Source organism: Lysobacter firmicutimachus, from assembly GCF_037027445.1.
In the GTDB taxonomy this organism is placed as follows: domain Bacteria; phylum Pseudomonadota; class Gammaproteobacteria; order Xanthomonadales; family Xanthomonadaceae; genus Lysobacter; species Lysobacter firmicutimachus.
The window spans coordinates 2578332-2597018 of sequence record NZ_JBANDL010000002.1; the positions used below are offsets into that span (position 1 = coordinate 2578332).

General features: G+C 69.8%; 13 protein-coding genes (1 of these 13 cut by a window edge). 10 read left to right on the forward strand and 3 right to left on the reverse strand.

Annotation, left to right across the window (positions count from 1 at the left end):
- The 5 genes in view from V2J18_RS11350 to V2J18_RS11370 are tightly spaced (at most 45 nt apart) and all read left to right on the forward strand, a layout consistent with a single transcriptional unit that may run on beyond the window.
- Window positions 1-6267: the 3' portion of an amino acid adenylation domain-containing protein gene (locus V2J18_RS11350; RefSeq protein ID WP_336131827.1), read on the forward strand. 2013 nt of this gene lie to the left of the window's left edge; the window shows 6267 of its 8280 coding nt (coding positions 2014-8280); its start codon lies beyond the left edge, outside the window; its stop codon occupies window positions 6265-6267.
- Window positions 6268-6269: 2 nt separating this feature from the next.
- Window positions 6270-7238, forward strand: coding sequence for a TauD/TfdA family dioxygenase (locus tag V2J18_RS11355; protein WP_336131828.1), 969 nt, complete (start codon window positions 6270-6272; stop codon window positions 7236-7238).
- 45 nt (window positions 7239-7283) lie between these two features.
- Window positions 7284-8204 (forward strand): TauD/TfdA family dioxygenase, encoded by a 921-nt coding sequence (locus V2J18_RS11360; RefSeq protein ID WP_336131829.1) that lies wholly within the window; start codon window positions 7284-7286, stop codon window positions 8202-8204.
- A 41-nt stretch (window positions 8205-8245) separates the two neighbouring features.
- Window positions 8246-9418, forward strand: coding sequence for a hypothetical protein (locus tag V2J18_RS11365; protein WP_064749563.1), 1173 nt, complete (start codon window positions 8246-8248; stop codon window positions 9416-9418).
- A 25-nt stretch (window positions 9419-9443) separates the two neighbouring features.
- Entirely contained in the window at window positions 9444-10850 is a 1407-nt protein-coding gene (locus tag V2J18_RS11370; protein WP_336131830.1) for an alpha/beta hydrolase family protein, read from the forward strand.
- A gap of 89 nt (window positions 10851-10939) precedes the next feature.
- Here V2J18_RS11370 and V2J18_RS11375 read toward each other — a convergent pair whose 3' ends face one another.
- The 3 genes from V2J18_RS11375 to V2J18_RS11385 form a co-directional block, all read right to left on the reverse strand.
- Complete coding sequence (locus V2J18_RS11375) at window positions 10940-11770, reverse strand: alpha/beta fold hydrolase (protein WP_064749565.1); 831 nt, start codon at window positions 11768-11770, stop codon at window positions 10940-10942.
- 78 nt (window positions 11771-11848) lie between these two features.
- A complete protein-coding gene (gene wrbA, locus V2J18_RS11380) occupies window positions 11849-12448 on the reverse strand; it encodes an NAD(P)H:quinone oxidoreductase (protein ID WP_064749566.1) in 600 nt (199 codons plus the stop codon).
- A 121-nt stretch (window positions 12449-12569) separates the two neighbouring features.
- Window positions 12570-13271, reverse strand: coding sequence for a pirin family protein (locus tag V2J18_RS11385; protein WP_064749567.1), 702 nt, complete (start codon window positions 13269-13271; stop codon window positions 12570-12572).
- A 121-nt stretch (window positions 13272-13392) separates the two neighbouring features.
- Here V2J18_RS11385 and V2J18_RS11390 point away from each other — a divergent pair, with 121 nt between their 5' ends.
- From V2J18_RS11390 to V2J18_RS11410, 5 genes are all read left to right on the forward strand, one after another.
- Complete coding sequence (locus V2J18_RS11390; RefSeq protein WP_336131831.1) at window positions 13393-14310, forward strand: LysR family transcriptional regulator; 918 nt, start codon at window positions 13393-13395, stop codon at window positions 14308-14310.
- A 253-nt stretch (window positions 14311-14563) separates the two neighbouring features.
- Window positions 14564-14863, forward strand: coding sequence for a hypothetical protein (locus V2J18_RS11395; protein WP_336131832.1), 300 nt, complete (start codon window positions 14564-14566; stop codon window positions 14861-14863).
- Between the two features lie 139 nt (window positions 14864-15002).
- On the forward strand, window positions 15003-15539 hold the full coding sequence (locus V2J18_RS11400; protein WP_336131833.1) for a DUF2867 domain-containing protein: 537 nt from the start codon (window positions 15003-15005) through the stop codon (window positions 15537-15539).
- 299 nt (window positions 15540-15838) lie between these two features.
- Window positions 15839-18019 (forward strand): glycoside hydrolase family 3 N-terminal domain-containing protein, encoded by a 2181-nt coding sequence (locus tag V2J18_RS11405; RefSeq protein ID WP_336131834.1) that lies wholly within the window; start codon window positions 15839-15841, stop codon window positions 18017-18019.
- A 28-nt stretch (window positions 18020-18047) separates the two neighbouring features.
- The gene (locus V2J18_RS11410; protein ID WP_336131835.1) at window positions 18048-18677 is read left to right on the forward strand and encodes a Rossmann-fold NAD(P)-binding domain-containing protein; all 630 of its coding nucleotides are present in this window, start codon (window positions 18048-18050) and stop codon (window positions 18675-18677) included.
- Window positions 18678-18687 lie beyond the last annotated feature (10 nt).

Here is an 18687-nt window from a genome sequence, read left to right on the forward strand (position 1 = left end):
GCCGTCGCTTGCCAGTGCGTGCTGCTCGACGAAGGCGCGGACGACGGCTGGGCGTCGCTGGAGGCCTCGCCGCTTCCGGTCGCGGACTTGTCCGGCGAGCATTTGGCCTACGTGATCTACACCTCCGGCTCGACCGGCTTGCCCAAGGGCGTGGCGATGCCGCACCGCGGCCTGGTCAATCTGCTGGCCTGGCAGCGCGGGCCGCTGCCGGAACCGGCGCGCACCCTGCAGTTCGCCGCGCTCGGCTTCGATGTCGCGTTCCAGGAGATTTTCAGCGCCCTCGGCAGCGGCGGCACCCTGGTCTTGCTCAACGAGGACCTGCGCCAGGACCTGCCGGCGCTGGCCGACTGGCTCGACGAGCAGTCGATCGAACGGCTGTTCCTGCCTTATATCGCGCTCAGTACGCTCAGCGAGCTGTGGTCGCAGCGCGAGGCGCCGTTGCCGGCGTTGCGCGACCTGATCGTCGCCGGCGAACAGTTGCGCATCACTCCGGCGATCCGGCGCCTGTTCGATGGCCGCCACTCGACGCGCCTGCACAATCATTACGGCCCGACCGAAACCCATGTGGTGACGGCGCATACCCTGTCCGGCCCGGCCGGGTCGTGGCCCGATCTGCCGCCGATCGGCGCGCCGATCGACAACAGCCGCCTCTATCTGCTGGACGCGCAGGGGCGGCCGGTGCCGCGCGGCGTGGCCGGCGAGATCCACATCGGCGGCGTCCAGGTCGCCCGCGGCTATCTGCAGCGCGCCGAGCTGAGCGCCGAGCGCTTCCTGCTCGACCCTTACGCCGCCGCCGAGCCGGGCGAGCCGGCACCGCGCATGTACAAGACCGGCGACCTCGGTCGCTGGCGCGACGACGGCAGCGTCGAGTACCTGGGACGCAACGATTTCCAGGTCAAGATCCGCGGCTATCGGATCGAGCTCGGCGAGATCGAAGCGCGCTTGGCCGAAGTCGAAGGCGTACGCGAAGCGGTGGTGATCGCACGCGAAGACGTACCCGGCGACAAGCGCCTGGTCGCGTACTGGGTCGGCGAAGCCGGAACCGCGCTGGAGCCGGCCGAACTGCGGGCCCGGTTGGGCGCGGCGCTGCCCGACTACATGCTGCCCGGCGCGTTCGTGCCCCTGGAAGCGCTGCCGCTGACGCCGAACGGCAAGCTCGACCGCAAGGCCTTGCCGGCGCCCGACGGGCTGGCCTTCGTCCACCGCGCCTACGAGGCGACCATCGGCGAGATCGAGACCACTCTGGCGCAGATCTGGTGCGAGTTGCTCGGTCTCGAACGGGTCGGCCGCCAGGATAACTTCTTCGAACTCGGCGGGCATTCGCTGTTGGCGGTCCGATTGATCTCGCAGCTGCGCGAGCGGCTCGGCATCGAACTGCCGTTGTCGGCGCTGTTCACCCATCCGCAATTGAGCGAGTTGGCCCGGGACGTGGCCGAGGCCGGACAGAACACGCTCAGCGCGATCGTCCGGGCCGACCGATCCAAGCCGCTGCCGATGTCGTTCGCCCAGCAGCGGCTGTGGTTCATCGCCCGGGTCGATCCCGAGGCGAGCAAGGCCTATCACGTGCCCGACGCGGTGCGCCTGCGCGGCCCGCTCGACGTGGCGGCGCTGCAGGCCGCGTTCGACCGCATCATCGAGCGCCACGAAGTGCTGCGCACGCGCTTCGTCGGCATCGCCGGTCAGCCGCTGCAGGTGATCGACGAGCCGCGCGGCTTCGCGCTGAGCCGCGAGAACCTGCGCGGCGTCGGCGATGCCGAACTGGAAGCGATCCTGCGGGAGGAGGCGCTGCGCCCGTTCGACCTGGCGCTGGGGCCGATGATCCGCGGCCGCCTGCTCGAGCTCGGCGACGACGATCACGTGCTGTTGGTGACCATGCACCACATCGTGTCCGACGGCTGGTCGGGCGGGGTGCTGGCGAACGAGTTCTCGACCTTGTACCGGGCCTTCCGCGAAGGTCGCCCGGACCCGCTGCCGCCGCTGGCGATCCAGTACGCCGACTTCGGCATGTGGCAGCGCCAATGGCTGCAGGGGCCGCTGTTGCAGCAGCAATTGCAGCAATGGGTGCAGCAGCTGCGCGGCGCGCCGAGCCTGCTCGACCTGCCGACCGACCGGCCGCGTCCGCCGATCCAGGACTATCGCGGCGGCAACGTCGAGATCGCGATCGACGCCGAGCTCAGCCGCGGCCTGCATGCGCTCAGCCAGCGCCACGGCACCACGTTGTACATGACCATGCTGGCGGCATGGGCGGCGGTGCTGAGCCGGCTCAGCGGCCAGGACCAGGTGGTGATCGGCAGCTCGCACGCGGGTCGCAGCCGGGTCGAGATCGAACCCCTGATCGGCTTCTTCGTCAACACCCAGGCGCTGAAGATCGACCTGTCCGGCAGCCCCAGCGTACAGGCCTTGCTGAGCCAGGCGCGGCAGACCGCGGTGCAGGCCCAGAACCTGCAGGACGTGCCGTTCGAACGCCTCGTCGAGGCGCTGAACCCGCCGCGCTCGCTGGCCCATCACCCGGTGTTCCAGGTCATGCTGTCCTGGCACAACACGCCCAAGGCCGAGCTCGATCTGGCCGGACTGCAGGCGCACAGCCTCGGCGGCGGTCCCGATAGCGCCCAGTTCGAGCTGTCGCTGGAGCTGCGCGAAAGCGAGGGCGGCATCGCCGGTCAACTCAATTACGCCAGCGCGCTGTTCGACGAGACGACCGTCCGCCGTCAGTGGCGCTGCCTGGAAGCGATGCTGCGCGGCATGGTCGCCGACGACAGCCAGGCGATCGACCGCATCGACCTGCTCGATGCGGCCGAGCGCGAGCTGGTGCTGCAAGATTTCAACGAAAGCCACGTCGCCGCCGCCGAGCCGGCGCTGGTGCACGCGCTGATCGAGCGCCAGGCCGCGACGCAGCCGGACGCGACGGCGATCGAGTACGGCGGCGAGCGGCTGAGCTACGCCGAGCTCAACGCGCGCGCCAACCGGCTCGCCCATCATCTGCGCGGACTCGGCGTCCGCCCGGACGACCGGATCGCGGTATGCGCCGAACGCAGCCTGGAGCTGGTGGTGGCGTTGCTGGCTGCGCTGAAGGCCGGTGCGGCCTACGTGCCGCTGGACCCGGTGTATCCGGACGAACGCCTGGCGCACATGCTCGAAGACAGCGGCGCGGTGGCGCTGCTGACCCAGCGGCGCCTGGAGCGGCGCCTGCATGCGTCGCCGGCCTGCGCGACGCTGTTGCTGGACGATCCGCAACCGGCTTGGGCACAGGCCCCGGACGCGAACCCGGACCCGGCGCAGATCGGCCTGAACCCGGCCCATCTGGCCTACGTGATCTATACCTCCGGTTCTACCGGCACCCCCAAGGGCGTGATGGTCGAGCACCGCAACGTCGCTTACTTCCTGCACGCGATGGAGGCCTGCATTCACGGCCTGGAGCCGGATTGCCGGCGCGTGGCCTGGAACTCCTCGTTCGGCTTCGACATGGCGGTCAAGGCCTGGGGCCAGTTGGCGCACGGCCGCAGCGTGCACTTGCTGCCGGAAGCGGCGCGCCTGAGCGCGGAAGATCTGCTCGGCTTCCTCGAAACCCACGCCATCGAAGCGATGGAGTGCACGCCCTCGCACCTGCGCCTGATGCAGGGCGCCGGCCTATTGCAGGGCCGCGCGCCGAGCCTGCGCAAGCTGCTGCTCGGCGGCGAAGCGATCGATTCGGCGACTTGGAGCGCGCTGGCCGCGGCCGAGGACCGGCTGTTCTTCAACATGTACGGCCCGACCGAATGCAGCGTCGACGCCAGCTGCGGCGTGATCGACGGCCGCCGCCCGCACATCGGCCGGGTCATGCCGGGCGCGCGGATCTATCTGCTCGACGAGGCCGGTCAGCCGGTGCCGGTCGGCGTCGCCGGCGAGATCCACATCGGCGGTGCCGGCGTGGCGCGCGGCTATCTGCATCGTCCCGAACTGACCGCCGAACGCTTCCTGCACGACCCGTTCGCGGCCGACCCGCAGGCGCGCATGTACAAGACCGGCGACCTCGGCCGCTGGCGCGAGGACGGCACGGTGGAATACCTGGGGCGCAACGACTTCCAGGTCAAACTGCGCGGGTTCCGGATCGAGCTGGGCGAGATCGAGGCGCGACTGGCTTCGCAGCCGGGCGTACGCGAGGCGGCGGTGATCGCGCGCGAGGACAGCCCCGGCGACAAGCGCCTGGTCGCTTATGTGGTCGGCCTCGCCGGCGCGCCGACGCCCGACCCGGCGCAGCTGCGCGCCGGGCTGGCGCCGCACTTGCCCGAATACATGCTGCCGTCGGCGTTCGTGAGCCTGGATGCGCTGCCGCTGACCGCGAACGGCAAACTCGACCGCAAGGCCTTGCCGGCGCCGGACGGGCAGGGGCTGGCGCTGAGCCGCTACGAGCCGCCGCAGGGCGAGGCCGAGCTGGCCATCGCGGCGCTGTGGTCGGAGTTGCTGGGAGTGGAGAAGATCGGTCGCCACGACAACTTCTTCGACCTGGGCGGCTATTCGCTGATGGTGTTCCAGGTCATCGAAGGGCTGAAGCAGAAGGGCTACGAAGTAGCGCTGCAGGACGTGCTGCTGGCACAGCAGCTCAGCGCGCTGGCGGCCCTGATCGAGCGTCCGCACGGCGGCTTCGCGCATGAGCAATGGATGACGATCCGCAAGGGCGGCTCGTCCCGTCCGCTGATCTTCATCCATGAGCCCAGCGGCGAGGTGCTGGCTTACGAGCGCCTGAGCCGGCATATCGATGCGCAAATCGGTCTGTACGGAATCCGCGCCGACCATCGCCAGGTCGGCGCCGATGCCCGCTTCGAGGACTTGGCCGCCGGTTACGTGCGGCTGATCCGCCAGGCCGTGCCGCAAGGGCCGTACCGCCTGGCCGGCTGGTCGGCCGGCGGCGCGCTCGCCTACGAGATCGCGCAGCAGTTGCTCGCGGCCGGCGAGCGGGTCGAGTTCCTCGGCCTGATCGACAGCTGGTACCGCGGCGACGGCGAGCGCGGCGTGTCCGAGCTCGGCGTGTTCGAAAAGAAGATGCTGTTGGTCGCATTCGCCGAGTACTACGGGCGCAAGCTGGAGAGCGCGGAAATCGAGCGCCTGATCGGCGCCGAGGACCTGCCGCAGGCGATCGCGCTGGCGCGGCGCGAGGACTGGCTGCAGAAGGACATGAGCGCGCAGGAATTCGAGCAGCGCGCCCGGCTGTGGTTCGACCTGCGCGCCGCCGCCCATCGCTACTACGCTCGGCCGCTGGCGGCGGATGCGCATCTGTTCGCCGCGCATCCGACCGACGCCGGCGACCCGGCCAACGGCTGGGGCGGGCTGCTCGGCGAACGTCTGCAAGTGCACCCGATCGGCGGCGACCACTGGAACATCATGATGCAACCCGAGCTCGCGGCGCGGGTCGGCGCTGCGATAGGCGCGAGCCTGGCCCGGCTCGATGGCGCCGCGGTCGCGCCGCCGGCCATGCCGCCCGCCGCCGGCGCTGCGGTCGTCATCCGCCAGGGGCGCGCCGGTGGACGCCAGGTGTTCTGCCTGCCGGGCGCCGGCGCCAACGCGACCTCATTCCTCGATTTCGCCGCCGCCGTCCCCGGCGACGTCAGCTTCATCGGACTGGAGGCGCCGGCCCTGATCGGCCGCGACGGCGCGCCGCCGACCCTGGCCGAAGCCGCGTGTCGCTATGCGCAGGCCATTCGCGGCCTGCAACCGGAGGGGCCGTATCACTTGATCGGCCATTCCTTCGGCGGCTGGGTCGCGCTCGAGGTCGCGCGGCAACTGCTCGACGCCGGCGCCGAAGTCGCGCCGGTGGTGATGGTCGACAGCGAAGCGCCGCGCGCCGACGGCCATGGCGACCGCGAGTACGCCCTGGGCGAGTATCTTGCGCTGATCGGCCTGCAGGGCGTGCGCGGCCACGGCTTGAGCGCGCAGTCGCTGGTCGCGCTGACGCGGGAGCAACAAGCCGCCAGCGTGTTCGAGGCGATGCGCCTGGGCGGACTGTTGCCGGCCACGGCACGCCTGGACGACTTCGCTCCGGCGCTGGAGATGTTCTGCCGGCAATGCGCGATCGGCTACCGCCACGAGCGGCCATTCGGCGGCCTGGCCGTGCTGGTGCGGGCGATGGGCGGGGCAGAGGCCGATGCGGTCGATCTGGACGACTGGCGCCGCTTCGAGCCGGAGTTGCGCGGCTTCGACCTGCACGGCAGCGATCACCTGTCGGTACTGAAGCCGCCGCACGTGAAGCGGCTGGTCGAGATCGTCGGCCGCCATTGGTATCTGGGACGATGAGCATGAGCGAAACGGCCCGCCCGATCGACGTGCCGCCTTGCGGGGTCGCCGACGGCCTCGGCGAAGGCTTTCCGCACCTGATCCGAGCCGCGCCCGGCGCGGGCGATGCCATCGCCTGGCTGGAGCAGGCCATGCCGAGGCTGGAGCCGGAACTGCATCGTTGCGGCGCACTGCTGTTCCGCGGCTTCGCTTTGCGCGAGGCCGAGGACTTCCGTCGCGCGGTCGCGGCGATGGCGCCGCGGTTGCGCGACTACACCGGCGGCACCTCGCCGCGAAGCCAGGTCGCCGAGGGCGTCTACACCTCGACCGAGTACCCAAAACACCTGGAAATACCGCTGCACAACGAGATGTCCTACAGCTCGCGCTGGCCGCAGCGGTTGTACTTCTTCTGTGCGGTCGCGCCGCAGACCGGCGGTGCGACGCCGATCGCGGACTCGCGGCGAATCCTGCAGGCCATGCCGGCGCGGATCGTCGACGAGTTCGAGCGCCGCGAGCTGCTGTACGTGCGCAACCTGGCCTCGGCGCAGTCGCCCTACAACGCATGGAGCAAGGCATTCGAGACCGAAGACCGCGAGCAGGTCGAGGCCTATTGCCGGGAGATGGACATCGGCTACGAATGGCAACGCAGCGGCGGGCTGCGCATCCAGGAGCGGCGCCCGGCGACGCGCGCGCATCCCGTAACCGGCGAGCGGGTGTGGTTCAACCAGGTGCATTTGTTCCACGCCTCGAACACGCCGCTGGCCAGCGCGCTCAGCGCCCGGATCGAGGCCGGGCTGCCGATGGCCGCCTACTACGGCGACGGCGGCCGGATCGGCAACGACACCCTGGCCGACGTGCGCGACGTGCTCAACGCGCACCGTCGCGGGTTCCGCTGGCAGCAAGGCGACTTGCTGGTGGTCGACAACGTGCTGGCCGCGCACGGCCGGCTGCCGTTCGACGGCCCGCGCCGGATCCTGGTCGCCATGTCTTGAGCCCGATTCTCCGACCATCACTTTCCAAACGACGCGAACACGAACATGAAAATCAACTCCGCCACGCGCGAGGCGCTCGCGCCCTGGATCCGACAGAACCGCCCGCTCATCGACGACGCACTGTGGAGCGACGGCTACGTGCTGTTCCGCGGCTTCGACGTCGGCGGCCTCGACGGTTTCGAGGAAAGCGCAGCCAGCGCCTGCGACTGCCTGTACAAGCACTACGGCGACCTGCCGCTGGCCAGCGCCAGCGAGAACGTCTACTTCGCCACGCCGTATCCCAGGCACTTGGAGATCCAGTTTCATAACGAAGCCTCGCACACTCACACCTGGCCCTCGCGGCAGCTGTTCTTCTGCCTGGAGCCGGCGCCCGAAGGCGGCGAATGGACCCTGTCGGACGGGCGCCAAGTGGTCCAGCGCCTGCCGGCGGAGATGCTCGAGCGCTTCCGCGAGCTGGGCCTGGTCTATCGGCGCCGCTTCATCCGCGGGCTCGACGCATCCTGGGAGCAATTCTTCAAGGTCGGCAGCCTGCAGGAGCTGCGCGACAAGATCGCGCCGACCGGGCACGAGATCGATGCGCCGTCGGAGAACGACGTCACCGTGTCCTACCGCACCCATGCGTTGCTGCAGATTCCAGAGCGCGGCACCGAGGCTTGGTTCAACCAGATCCTGCTGCACCATCCCGACGCGCTGCCGGCCGAGGTCGACGGCCTGTTGCGCAAGCATTTCCAGCGCGATCAGTTTCCGCGCACGGTGTTCTTCGGCGACGGCAGTCCGATTCCGACCGAATGGGTGCGCACCATCGACCGGGTGCTGAGCGAGTGCTCGGTGCGCATCCAGACCCAGACCCACGACGTGTTGCTGGTCAACAACCTGCTGCTGGCGCATGGGCGCCTGCCGTACAGCGGCAACCGCCAGATCCGCGTCGCCCTGGGCGACATGCGCGTCCACGCTGCGGCCGCCTGAGTCGCCCCAACCACCACACTTCACGGCACGAGAATTCCGGCATGATCAAGCGCCAGCACGTCGTCAACGACTTCTTTCCCGAGGCCGAAGCCATGCGCACGGCCTACGACGGCAAGGTCAAGAACGCCTACAACCAGACCGTCCAGTGGCAGTACTTCTGCGAACCGCGGATGTACACCTATCTGCGCACCATGCCGCAACAGGTGATGCCGGAGGCGCTGTGGGGCCGTTTCACCCAACACCTGAAACAGTGGTGCATCGACCACGTCGGCCTGCTGCCGACCGGCACGCCCAATCTGCACCTGATGGTCAACGGCTGCACCCTCGGCCTGCACAGCGATTTCCACAACGGCACCTTCGGTTTCGTGTTCTCATTGACCCGCTGGGATACGCGCAAGTTTTCCGGCGGCGAAACCCTGCTGATGCGCGACGGCGTGCCCAGCTACAAGAAGCATCACGTCCAGGGCGAGGTGCTGTACGAACTGGTGCCGGCGCAGTTCAATCAGTTGCTGCTGTTCGACGACCGCATCGTGCACGGCACCCAGACCATCGAAGGCAGCATGGACCCGCTCGACGGCCGCATCGCCCTGGTCGGGCATCTGCGCGCGACTTCGCCGGTGGTGACCGGCCCCCTCGACGCCGCCGCGGCGCGCAAGACCGTGTTCGAGTTCCATCGCGCCTTGGCCGAGCCGGTGAAGCCGTACAAGGACGTGCAAGGGGTCATGACCTTCCGCCTGAGCGTCGACGCCGACGGCGCGGTGGAGTCGGTCGCGGTGCTGACCGACAACTTCGTCACTGCGCACAGCGGCTATGAAAGCAACGAAGACGTCGCCGCGGTGCGGGCCCTGGTGCTGGACGCCGCCTCCAAGCTGCGTTTCGCCGCCGCGTCCGGGCCGTCCAAGGTCACCACGGCGGTGTTGCTGCCGCTGCCGGACCTGCGTCCCATCGAGATATCGATCCCGCATGCCGGCCGTCCGGCCAGGCTGCAGGAAGCGCTCAAGGCCCAGCTCAAGGAAGGCGCGGCGCTGGGGTTCGAGGTCGATGCGCAGAGCGACGGATTCGCGGTGCGCGAACCGCTGGCCGGCACGATCAAGATCGAGCCCGGCCGCATCGTCGCGTCGTTCGATCCGCCGATGTGGGTGCCGTCGCAACGCGACCACTTCCAGGCCATCTTGAGCGAGAACCTGGGCATGCTCGCCAAGTACGCCGGTTGAGCGGGCAGGGCAGGGCGCGACGCGCATGTCGTATCTGGAGCTGGCGATCCTGGCGATCGCCTTGGGCGCGGCCTTGCTCGCGGCGGTGTCGCCGCGGCTCGGGCCGCGCAGTCTGGCCACCATAGCCGGGTTGTCGGCGCTTGGCCTGGCGGCGCAGGCGTGGCGCTTGGGGCCGTGCTGGCAATACCTGCCGCTTTGCATGCTGGTATTGGCCTTGGCCGCGCTGGCCTGGCTGCGGCGACGACCGCCGCGGCATCGCGTCCTGGTCTGGGCCGGGCGCGGCGGTCTGGTCGCCCTCGCCGCGGCTGCGGTCGTGCCGTGGGGGCTGCTGCCGGTGCCGGAATTGCCGCCGCCGCGTGGGCCGTACGCGGTCGGCAGCCAGGTGTTCCGCTGGGCCGATCCGCGCCGCGACGAGGCCGCGACCGACGACCCGAACGATCGGCGCAATCTGATCGTCCAGGCCTGGTATCCGGCCGCCGCCGGCGGCGCGCCGCCGCCGCCGCCGTACCTGGACGGCCTCGGCCGCCTGCCTTCCCGGGTCTCCTTCATTCCGTCGCTGGCGATGGAGCGCTTCGGCCGCATCGACACTCATGCCCGCCGCCAGGCGCCGCCGCTGGCTTCGGCGCGGCCCTGGCCGGTGGTGCTGTTCTCCCCGGGCTACGGCGCATCCCGCGGGTTCTACAGCGGCCTGCTCGCCGACTTGGCCAGCCGCGGCTTCGTCGTGCTGGCGGTGGATCACCCCTACGAAGCCTCGGTGACTGAGCTCGCCGACGGCCGACTGGCGACGCAGGTCGAGCGCTTCCTGCCGGACGATCCCGGCCAGCTCCGCTACATGTCGATGCAGTTGGAAGTGCGCGCCGACGATTTGCGCGGCGTGCTCGACCGGGTCGAGAGCGGCGCCGGCTTGGGCGCCTTGTCGGCATGCCTGGACCGCGACCGCATCGCCGCGATCGGCCACTCCTTCGGCGGCGCCGCCGCGGTGGCCGCGGCGATGAGCGACCCGCGCTTGCGCGCCGCGGCCAATCTCGACGGCACGCTGTACGGCCGCACGCTCCGCGACCGTCTCGAGGTGCCGTTCCTGCTGCTGGAAAGCGACCGTCGCGAGACCGGCCATTCCGAGCGCTACTTGCGTGGCGCGCTGGCGCTGGCCCAGCGCCTGCGTGCCGGCGGCTATCGCTACCAGATCGCCGCGGCCAACCATTACAGCTTCACCGACGTGCCGCAGTTCCTGGCGCCGCCGGCGCGATGGCTCGCGGCCGAATTCATCGGCGGCTCGCGCGGCGCTGCCGCGACCCAGGCGCTCAGCAACGATCTGCTGGTCGCGTTCCTGCACGGCGCGTGGCGCGACGCGCCCGGCGATGTCGCGGCGGCGGCGCGCCGCGCCGGACTGAGCGGGGGCGCGTTGCCGCCGATGGCCGGCACGGCGGAATGAGCGCATCGCAACGGCAGCGGCCCCGGGACGCGAGTCGCCGGGGCCGCTGCGGGTCGGTGCGAGCGGCGAGGCCGGCCCGCCGCCGTCGATCAGGATCGCAGGAAGGCGAGCAGATCCTGGTTGAGCTTGTCCTTGTGGGTATCGGTCAACCCGTGCGGGGCGCCCGGATAGACCACCAGCTTGTGGTCCTTCACCAACTTGGCCGCGGCATGGGCGGCCGCGTCGATCGGCACCACCTGGTCGTCGTCGCCGTGCAGGATCAGGGTCGGCACGTCGAACTTCTTCAGGTCTTCGCTGAAGTCGGTTTCCGAAAACGCGGCGATGCAGTCGTAGGTGTTCTTGTGCCCGGCCAGCATGCCCTGCATCCAGAACCAATCGATCATGCCCTGCGACGGCGTCGCGCCGGGGCGGTTGAAGCCGAAGAACGGGCCGCTGGCGAGGTCCTGGTAGAGCTTGGAGCGGTCGGCGATAGAACCGGCGCGCAGGCCGTCGAACACGTCCTTGGGCAAGCCGCCGGGATTGGCCTCGGTCTTGAGCATCTGCGGCGGCACCGCCGAGATCAATCCGGCCTTCTTGACCCGGCCGGTGCCGTGACGACCGATGTAGCGCGCGACCTCGCCGCCGCCGGTGGAGAAGCCGAACAAACTCGCGCCGCGCAGGTCGAGATGCTCGATCAGCTGCGCCAGATCGTCGGCGTAATGGTCCATGTCGTTGCCGTGCCAGGGCTGGCTGGAGCGGCCGTGGCCGCGGCGGTCATGGGCGATGGTGCGGTAGCCGTGATCGGCCAGGAACAGCATCTGCGCTTCCCAGCTGTCTGCGTTGAGCGGCCAGCCGTGGCTGAAGACCACCGGCGCGCCGTCGGTCGGGCCCCAGTCTTTGTAGTAGATCTGTACGCCGTCTTTAGTGATGAAAGTGCCCATGGTTCGACTCCTGTCGTAGCGATTGAAGCGGACGGGCGCGGCAGCGCCCGAGCGCGGGGGAGGGAGCGGTGCGGAGGATCAGCGGATCAGGCGCTGCGCGGTCTCGGCGACCACGCGGCCCTGGTAGCGCGCGCCCTCGAGTTCGTTCTCGCTGGGCTGGCGCGAACCGTCGCCGCCGGCGATCGTGGTCGAGCCGTAGGGCGAACCGCCGGTGACTTCGTCCAGGCGCATTTGTCCGGCGTGGCCGTAGTCCAGGCCGACCACCACCATGCCGAAGTGCAGCAGGTTGGTGATGATCGAGAACAGCGTGGTTTCCTGGCCGCCGTGCTGGGTCGCGGTCGAGACGAAAGCCGAGCCGACCTTGCCGTGCAGCGCGCCGCGCGCCCACAGCCCACCGGCCTGATCGAGGAAGTTGGCCATCTGCGAGGACATGCGACCGAAGCGGGTGCCGGTGCCGATCACGATCGCGTCGTAGTCGGCCAGCTCCTCGACCTTGGCGATCGGCGCGGCCTGGTCGAGCTTGTAGTGCGAGCGGCGCGCCACTTCTTCGGGCACCAGCTCGGGCACGCGCTTGATGTCGACCTGCGCGCCGGCGCCGCGGGCGCCTTCGGCGATGGCCTGGGCCATGGTTTCGATATGCCCGTAGGCGGAGTAGTACAACACCAGAATCTTGGCCATGGGGCGCTCTTGGAAGTAGGGTTGGATTGCTGGGGCAAGCAACGCCGGCCACCTTGCCGGCGCTACGTTCTACAGTGTGAGTCGTACGTCGTGCGCTTGCGTGCGACTCGAGACTAAAGTCTCAGGGCGCGGTGTCGACCAGCACGATTTCGGCGTCTTCCAGCGCGGTGACGCGCAGGCCGGCTTCGTCGCGGATCGCGGCGCCGTCGCGGGCGTCGATGCGCACACCGTTGACTTCGACCGCGCCCTTGGCCGGCACCAGGTAGCCGTAGCGATCGGCGCCGAGCGCGTACTCGGCCGATTCGCCGGCGGCCAGGGTCAGTCCCAGCACCCGCGCATCGGCGCGGATCGGCAGAGCGTCGTCGTCGCCGGCCATGCCGCTGGCCAGGATCACGAAGCGGCCGCTGCGCTCGCCCTTCGGGAACGGCTTGCTGCCCCAGGTCGGGGTGCCGCCGCGCTGGTCGGGCAAGATCCAGATCTGGAAGATGCGGGTGGTATCGGCCTCCAGGTTGTACTCGGCGTGCTGGATGCCGCTGCCTGCGCTCATCACCTGCACGTCGCCGGCCTCGGTGCGGCCGCGGTTGCCGAGGTTGTCCTGGTGGCTGATCGCGCCGTCGCGAACGTAGGTGATGATCTCCATGTCCGCATGCGAATGCGGCGGGAAGCCGGTATTGGCTTGGATCGCGTCGTCGTTCCACACTCGCAGCGCACCCCAGCCCATGCGCTCGGGGTCGTGATAGTTGGCGAAGGAGAAGTGGTGCTTGGCGTCGAGCCAGCCGTGGTGGGCGCCGCCGAGGCGGGCGTAAGGGCGATGCTGGATCATGTCGTGGCTCCCGAAGTTGTGGTTGCGTGGGCGATGGACGGCACGATAGACCTCGCAGGCAGGCTTTAGAATGGAACGGATCGAATAAGATTCATTCCAAAAACATCACGGTTGTCGCGCCATGCAGAAACTCCCCGACCTGGAAGCCTGGGCGATCTTCGCCAAGGTCGCCGAAACCGGCTCTTTCGCCCGCACCGCGGTCGAGTTCGGCCTGGCCCAGGCGACCGTGTCCAAGGCCATCGGCCGGCTCGAAGCGCGGCTCAAGACCGTGCTGTTCCACCGCACCTCACGGCGCATGTCGCTGACCGAGAGCGGCCGCGGCGCGCTCGAGCGCGCCAGCCGCATCCTCGCCGAGGGCGAGGCGGTCGAGGCCGAGATCACCGCCCAGGCCAAGAACCCCCGCGGGGTCGTGCGGATCGCGGCGCCGATGTCGTTCGGCGTGGCCCACCTGTCGCCGCTGCTGCCGGAGTTCATGGCCCAGTACCCGGACATCGCCCTGGAGATCGCCTTCGACGACGGCGTCACCGACCTGGTCGGCGGCGGTTACGACCTGGCGCTGCGGATCTCGGCCCTGGCCGATTCCAGCCTGTTGGCGCGGCGGCTGTGCGGCGTGCGCATCCTGCTGGTAGGCGCGCCGGCCTATTTCGAACGCCACGGCCGCCCACGCCACCCGCGCGAACTGGCCGCCCACCACGGCCTGTCCTACACCTACTCGCGTTTCGGCAGCGCCTGGCGCTTCCAGCACAAACGCCACGGCGATTTCTCCATCGCGGTGCCGTCGCCGCTGCGGGTCAACAACGCCGAAGCCTTGAACCCGGCCCTGATCGCCGGACTGGGACTGGCGCTGCAGCCCGAGTTCCTGGTCTGGCGCGAATTGCGCAGCGGCAAGTTGGAAGCGGCGATGGCCGAGTGGGCGCCGCCACCGATCGCGCTGCACGTGGTCACGCCGCCGGGACGGGTGCGGCCGGCGCGGGTGCAACTGCTGATCGACTATCTGGTGCGCAAGTTCGAGAAGGCGCCGTGGGCCGAGCCTTCGTGATGCAGCCAGGCGCCTGCCTTTCGCGCGCCGCCGCCGGGCGGGCGGGCGGGGAAGGGAGCGCTGCATGACGGCGACGCCACCGATGCCGGCGGCGTCTCTCGCCGTTCGCGGCCGCGCCTGGGCGGACGGCGGCTTTCGTGATGCGTCACTGGAAAGCGCCGCGGCGCAGCCTCTTTTCTTATTTTATTTCAAGTCTTTATAAACACTTCGTGACGCATCACTATAGCGCGCCGCAAGCCATGCAGCCGCCGCCATGAAGCACGCCGACGACCCCGGCACCCTGGAACTGGAACTGCCCAAGAAGCGCGGCCGGCCGACGCTCTACACCAGTGCGCTGACCCCGGCCGAACGCGCCCGTCGTTATCGCCACCGCAAGGCCGATCGATTCGACGCGGCCTGGAGCGACCCGGCCGGTGCCGAGACCGGCATCCTGTGCCAGGCGCTGGCCTGGCTGGCCGCCAACCCGGGCGCGGTCAGCGAACGCACCGCGCAGCAGCTCGGCTCGCGGATCGCCAAGGAACTGGCGCGTCGCTTCCCGGTGCCGGCGAAATAGCGCGCCGGCCGCATCGATGCGCCGCCCGGTGCGCGCATCGGTCGCAATCCCCGCCGGAGCCGAGCGGCGCAGACTGATCCGGAGCGCCAACGACGGCGCCCGACGCCGCGCAATCCGGCGCGGCACGCCAGGAGCGAACATGGCCTTGTCCCGCAACATCGTCAGCGCCGTACCCTTGCCGCGCGAATGCAGCGTGATCGATCACTACCCGCGCACCGATCTGGCCGACGCCTATTCGATCGAGCTGCCGCCGGGCGTCTCGCAAAGCCCGGAAGAGTTGGCGCGCTTCATGTTCGCCCATGCGCCGGGCTGGTCGCGTGCGCTGATGGGCCTGCGCGACCTGCTGGTCGCCGGCCTCGGCCTCAAGACCGTTGCGCAGCTGACCGCGACCACCCCGGAACAGGCTGCGCAACGGATCGCCTTCTTCAAGATCTACAGCCGTCGCGCCGGCGAAATCGTGCTCGGCGAAGACGATAAGCATCTGGATTTTCGCCTGTCCCTGCTATGCCCGCCGGCGCCGCGAGGGCGACGGCTGACCGTGTCGACGGTGGTGCATTGCCATAACCGCCTCGGCCGCGGCTACCTGTTCGTGATTGCGCCGTTCCATCGCCCGATCGTTCGCGCCTACCTGCGCCGTGCGGCGCGAGTCGGCTGGCCGGGCGCGACGCCGGGCTGAGCGTCCGGCTGCAAGCCCGCACCGCGAACGCGCTCGGCGGACCATCCGCGCCGTGCCCGGCTGTCGCGCGAGCGGACGACCGTCGCAGTGCGTGCATCGCGGCGCCTCATCGATGGCGGCATCGGCGACAGGCGACGGCGGCGGGCGCGGCATAATGCATCGTTCTTCGTGCGGGCGGGCAGGGTGCTTGCGCCGCGTCGGCCACGGCGTGGCTCGCCAAGCGATAGCTTGCGTTGACAGGCATGTAACCGGTTACATATGATGCCTGAACGATAATTTTACGCAGGGTGCAAGCCGTAATGACTGGCCGCGTTGATGTCGATGCGCTACTCCGGCGCATGACGCTGGAGGAAAAGATCGGCCAGCTGTCGGTCTTGGCCGACTCGATCCGCCCCTTCGCTTTCGACGTCAATCCGGACTCGTTCCAATGGGGTCCGGAACGTACCCGCGAGATGATCCGCGCCGGCCAGGTCGGCGCTTTGTTCAACGGAGTAGGGGCCGCCGAAGGGCGCGAACTGCAACGCATCGCGGTCGAGGAAAGCCGGCTGGGCATTCCCTTGCTGCTCGGCGCCGATGTCATCCACGGCATGCGCACCGTGTTTCCGATTCCGCTCGGCGAATCGGCCAGCTTCGAGCCGGAACTGGCCGAGCGCACCGCCCGCGCCGCCGCGATCGAGGCCACTCGCGAGGGCCTGCACTGGACCTTCGCCCCGGTGGTCGACGTCGCTCGCGACCAGCGTTGGGGCCGGGTGGCCGAAACCAGCGGCGAAGACACCTACCTGTCGTGCGAGTTCGCCCGCGCCCGGGTGCGCGGCTTCCAGGGCCCGGACCTGACCGCGGACGATTCGCTGCTGGCCACGCTCAAGCACTTCGCCGCCTACGGCGCGGTCGGCGCGGGCCTGGACTACAACGCGGTGGATCTGGCGCCGCAAACGCTGCACGAAGTGCACCTGCCGCCGTTCAAGGCCGCGATCGAGGCCGGCGCGTTGACGGTCATGAGCTCGTTCAACGACATCAACGGCGTGCCCGCGACCGCCAACCGCGAGCTGCTGACCGGCGTGTTGCGCGATCAATGGGGCTTCGAAGGCTTCGTGGTTTCCGACTACACCTCCGACTTCGAACTGATCGCGCACGGCTATGCCGCCGACGAACGCCAGGCCGCTGAGCTGAGCCTCAACGCCGGCCTGGACATGAGCATGCAGAGCGGCATTTTCATGGACCACCTCGGCGCCCTGGTCGAACAAGGCCGGGTCGGCGTGGCGGCGATCGACGCCGCGGCGCGGCGCATCCTCGACGTCAAAGCGCGGATGGGCCTGTTCGAGAATCCGTACCGCTCCCTGAACCCGGCGCCGCCCGGCCCGACGCCGTATCTGGCGGCGCACGACGCGCTCGCGCGCGAGGCCGCGCGGCGCTCGGTGGTGATGCTGAAGAACCAGGGCGAGTTGCTGCCGCTGCGCAAATCCGGTCAGCGCATCGCCCTGATCGGCCCCTTCGCCCGCGACCGCGAGAACCTCGCCGGTTGCTGGAACATCTTCGGCGACGCCAGTCGCGAGATCGACCTGGAAACCGGCCTGCGCGCCGCGCTCGCCGATCCGCAATCGCTGCAGGTCGTGGAAGGCTGCGGCATCGAAGAGTCGCTGGAGGGCGGCATCGAAGCCGCCGTGGCCGCGGCGCGCCAGGCCGAGGCGGTGCTGCTCGCATTGGGCGAACCGTCGGTCTACTCCGGCGAGGCGCAGTCGCGCACCCAGATCGTGCTGCCGCCGGCGCAACAGGCTCTGGCGGAGGCGGTGATCGCCACCGGCACGCCCGTCGTCGTGTTGCTGCGCAGCGGTCGCGCGCTCGCGCTGAGCCCGGCGCTGCAATCGGCCGACGCCATTCTCGCGACCTGGTTCCTCGGCACCCAGACCGGCCATGCCGTCGCCGACCTGGTGTTCGGCGATCACAGTCCGTCGGCGCGCCTGCCGGTGAGCTTTCCGCGCGATGCCGGCCAGCAGCCGTATTACTACAACCATCCCTCGACCGGCCGGCCCTACACGCCCGAAGGCCTGCAGGCGTTCCGCACCCGTTGGCGCGAAGTCGATCATTCGGCCCTGTATCCGTTCGGCCACGGCCTGACCTATACCCGCTTCGACTACGGCCCGGTCGAACTCGATCCCGCCGGCCTGGCCTGGGACGGACAACTGACGGTGCGTGCGCGCATCGCCAACGTCGGCACCCGCAGCGGCGAGGAGGTAGTGCAGTTGTACGTGCGCGACCGCATCGCCAGCCGGGTGCGGCCGATCCGCGAGCTCAAGCGCTTCCAGAAGATCGCGCTCGCGCCGGGCGAGGGGCGGGTGGTCGAATTCACCCTGGACCGCAGCGACCTGGAGTTCCGCAGCGTCGACAATCGCCCGATCGCCGAGCCGGGACGCTTCGATGTGTGGATAGCGCCGTCGGCGACCGCCGGAATCGCCGTGTCGTTCGAACTCCATCCGGCCTGAGCCGCATCGCCGCGGCGGGGGAGAGCGCATGAAACTGTTGCTGCTCGGCGCCAGCGGCCTGGTCGGCGGCGAAGTGCTGCGGCTGGCCCTGGCCGAGCCGGCCGTGAGCGCGGTGGTCGCGCCCGGTCGCCGCGCGCTGCCGCCGCAGCCCAAGCTCGACGCGCCCTTGATCGACTGGGACGCCTTGCCCGACCAGGCCCCATGGTGGCGAGCGGACGCGGTGATCTGCACCCTCGGCACGACCATGCGCGCGGCCGGCTCGCAGGCGGCATTCCGCCGCGTCGACCACGACTATCCGCTGGCGGCGGCGCGCCTGGCCCGGCGCCACGGCGCCCGCGCCTATGCGCTGAACTCCGCGCTCGGCGCCGATCCGGCTTCGCGGATCTTCTACAACCGGGTCAAGGGTGAGCTCGAACAGGCGCTGCGCGGGCTGGACTATCCGTCGCTGAGCCTGGTCCGTCCGGGCCTGATCGGCGGGCAACGCGAGGCGTTTCGCGCCGGCGAGCGCGTCGCGACCTGGGCGCTGCGCCTGGCCGGCCCGGTGTTGCCGCGGCGTTGGCGGATCAATCCGGCGCCGCGCATCGCCCGCGCCTTGCTCGACGCCGCCCTGCGCGCCGAGCCCGGCCTGCACATCGTCGAATCCGATCGGCTGACCTGAAGGGCCGGGC

Coding starts and splice junctions, on each gene's coding strand:
- V2J18_RS11370 (WP_336131830.1), top strand. CDS start 9,444: ATGTCGTATCTGGAGCTGGCGATCCTGGCGATCGCCTTGGGCGCGGCC.
- wrbA (WP_064749566.1), bottom strand. CDS start 12,448: ATGGCCAAGATTCTGGTGTTGTACTACTCCGCCTACGGGCATATCGAA.
- V2J18_RS11400 (WP_336131833.1), top strand. CDS start 15,003: ATGGCCTTGTCCCGCAACATCGTCAGCGCCGTACCCTTGCCGCGCGAA.
- V2J18_RS11365 (WP_064749563.1), top strand. CDS start 8,246: ATGATCAAGCGCCAGCACGTCGTCAACGACTTCTTTCCCGAGGCCGAA.
- V2J18_RS11355 (WP_336131828.1), top strand. CDS start 6,270: ATGAGCGAAACGGCCCGCCCGATCGACGTGCCGCCTTGCGGGGTCGCC.
- V2J18_RS11390 (WP_336131831.1), top strand. CDS start 13,393: ATGCAGAAACTCCCCGACCTGGAAGCCTGGGCGATCTTCGCCAAGGTC.
- V2J18_RS11360 (WP_336131829.1), top strand. CDS start 7,284: ATGAAAATCAACTCCGCCACGCGCGAGGCGCTCGCGCCCTGGATCCGA.
- V2J18_RS11395 (WP_336131832.1), top strand. CDS start 14,564: ATGAAGCACGCCGACGACCCCGGCACCCTGGAACTGGAACTGCCCAAG.
- V2J18_RS11410 (WP_336131835.1), top strand. CDS start 18,048: ATGAAACTGTTGCTGCTCGGCGCCAGCGGCCTGGTCGGCGGCGAAGTG.
- V2J18_RS11385 (WP_064749567.1), bottom strand. CDS start 13,271: ATGATCCAGCATCGCCCTTACGCCCGCCTCGGCGGCGCCCACCACGGC.
- V2J18_RS11405 (WP_336131834.1), top strand. CDS start 15,839: ATGACTGGCCGCGTTGATGTCGATGCGCTACTCCGGCGCATGACGCTG.
- V2J18_RS11375 (WP_064749565.1), bottom strand. CDS start 11,770: ATGGGCACTTTCATCACTAAAGACGGCGTACAGATCTACTACAAAGAC.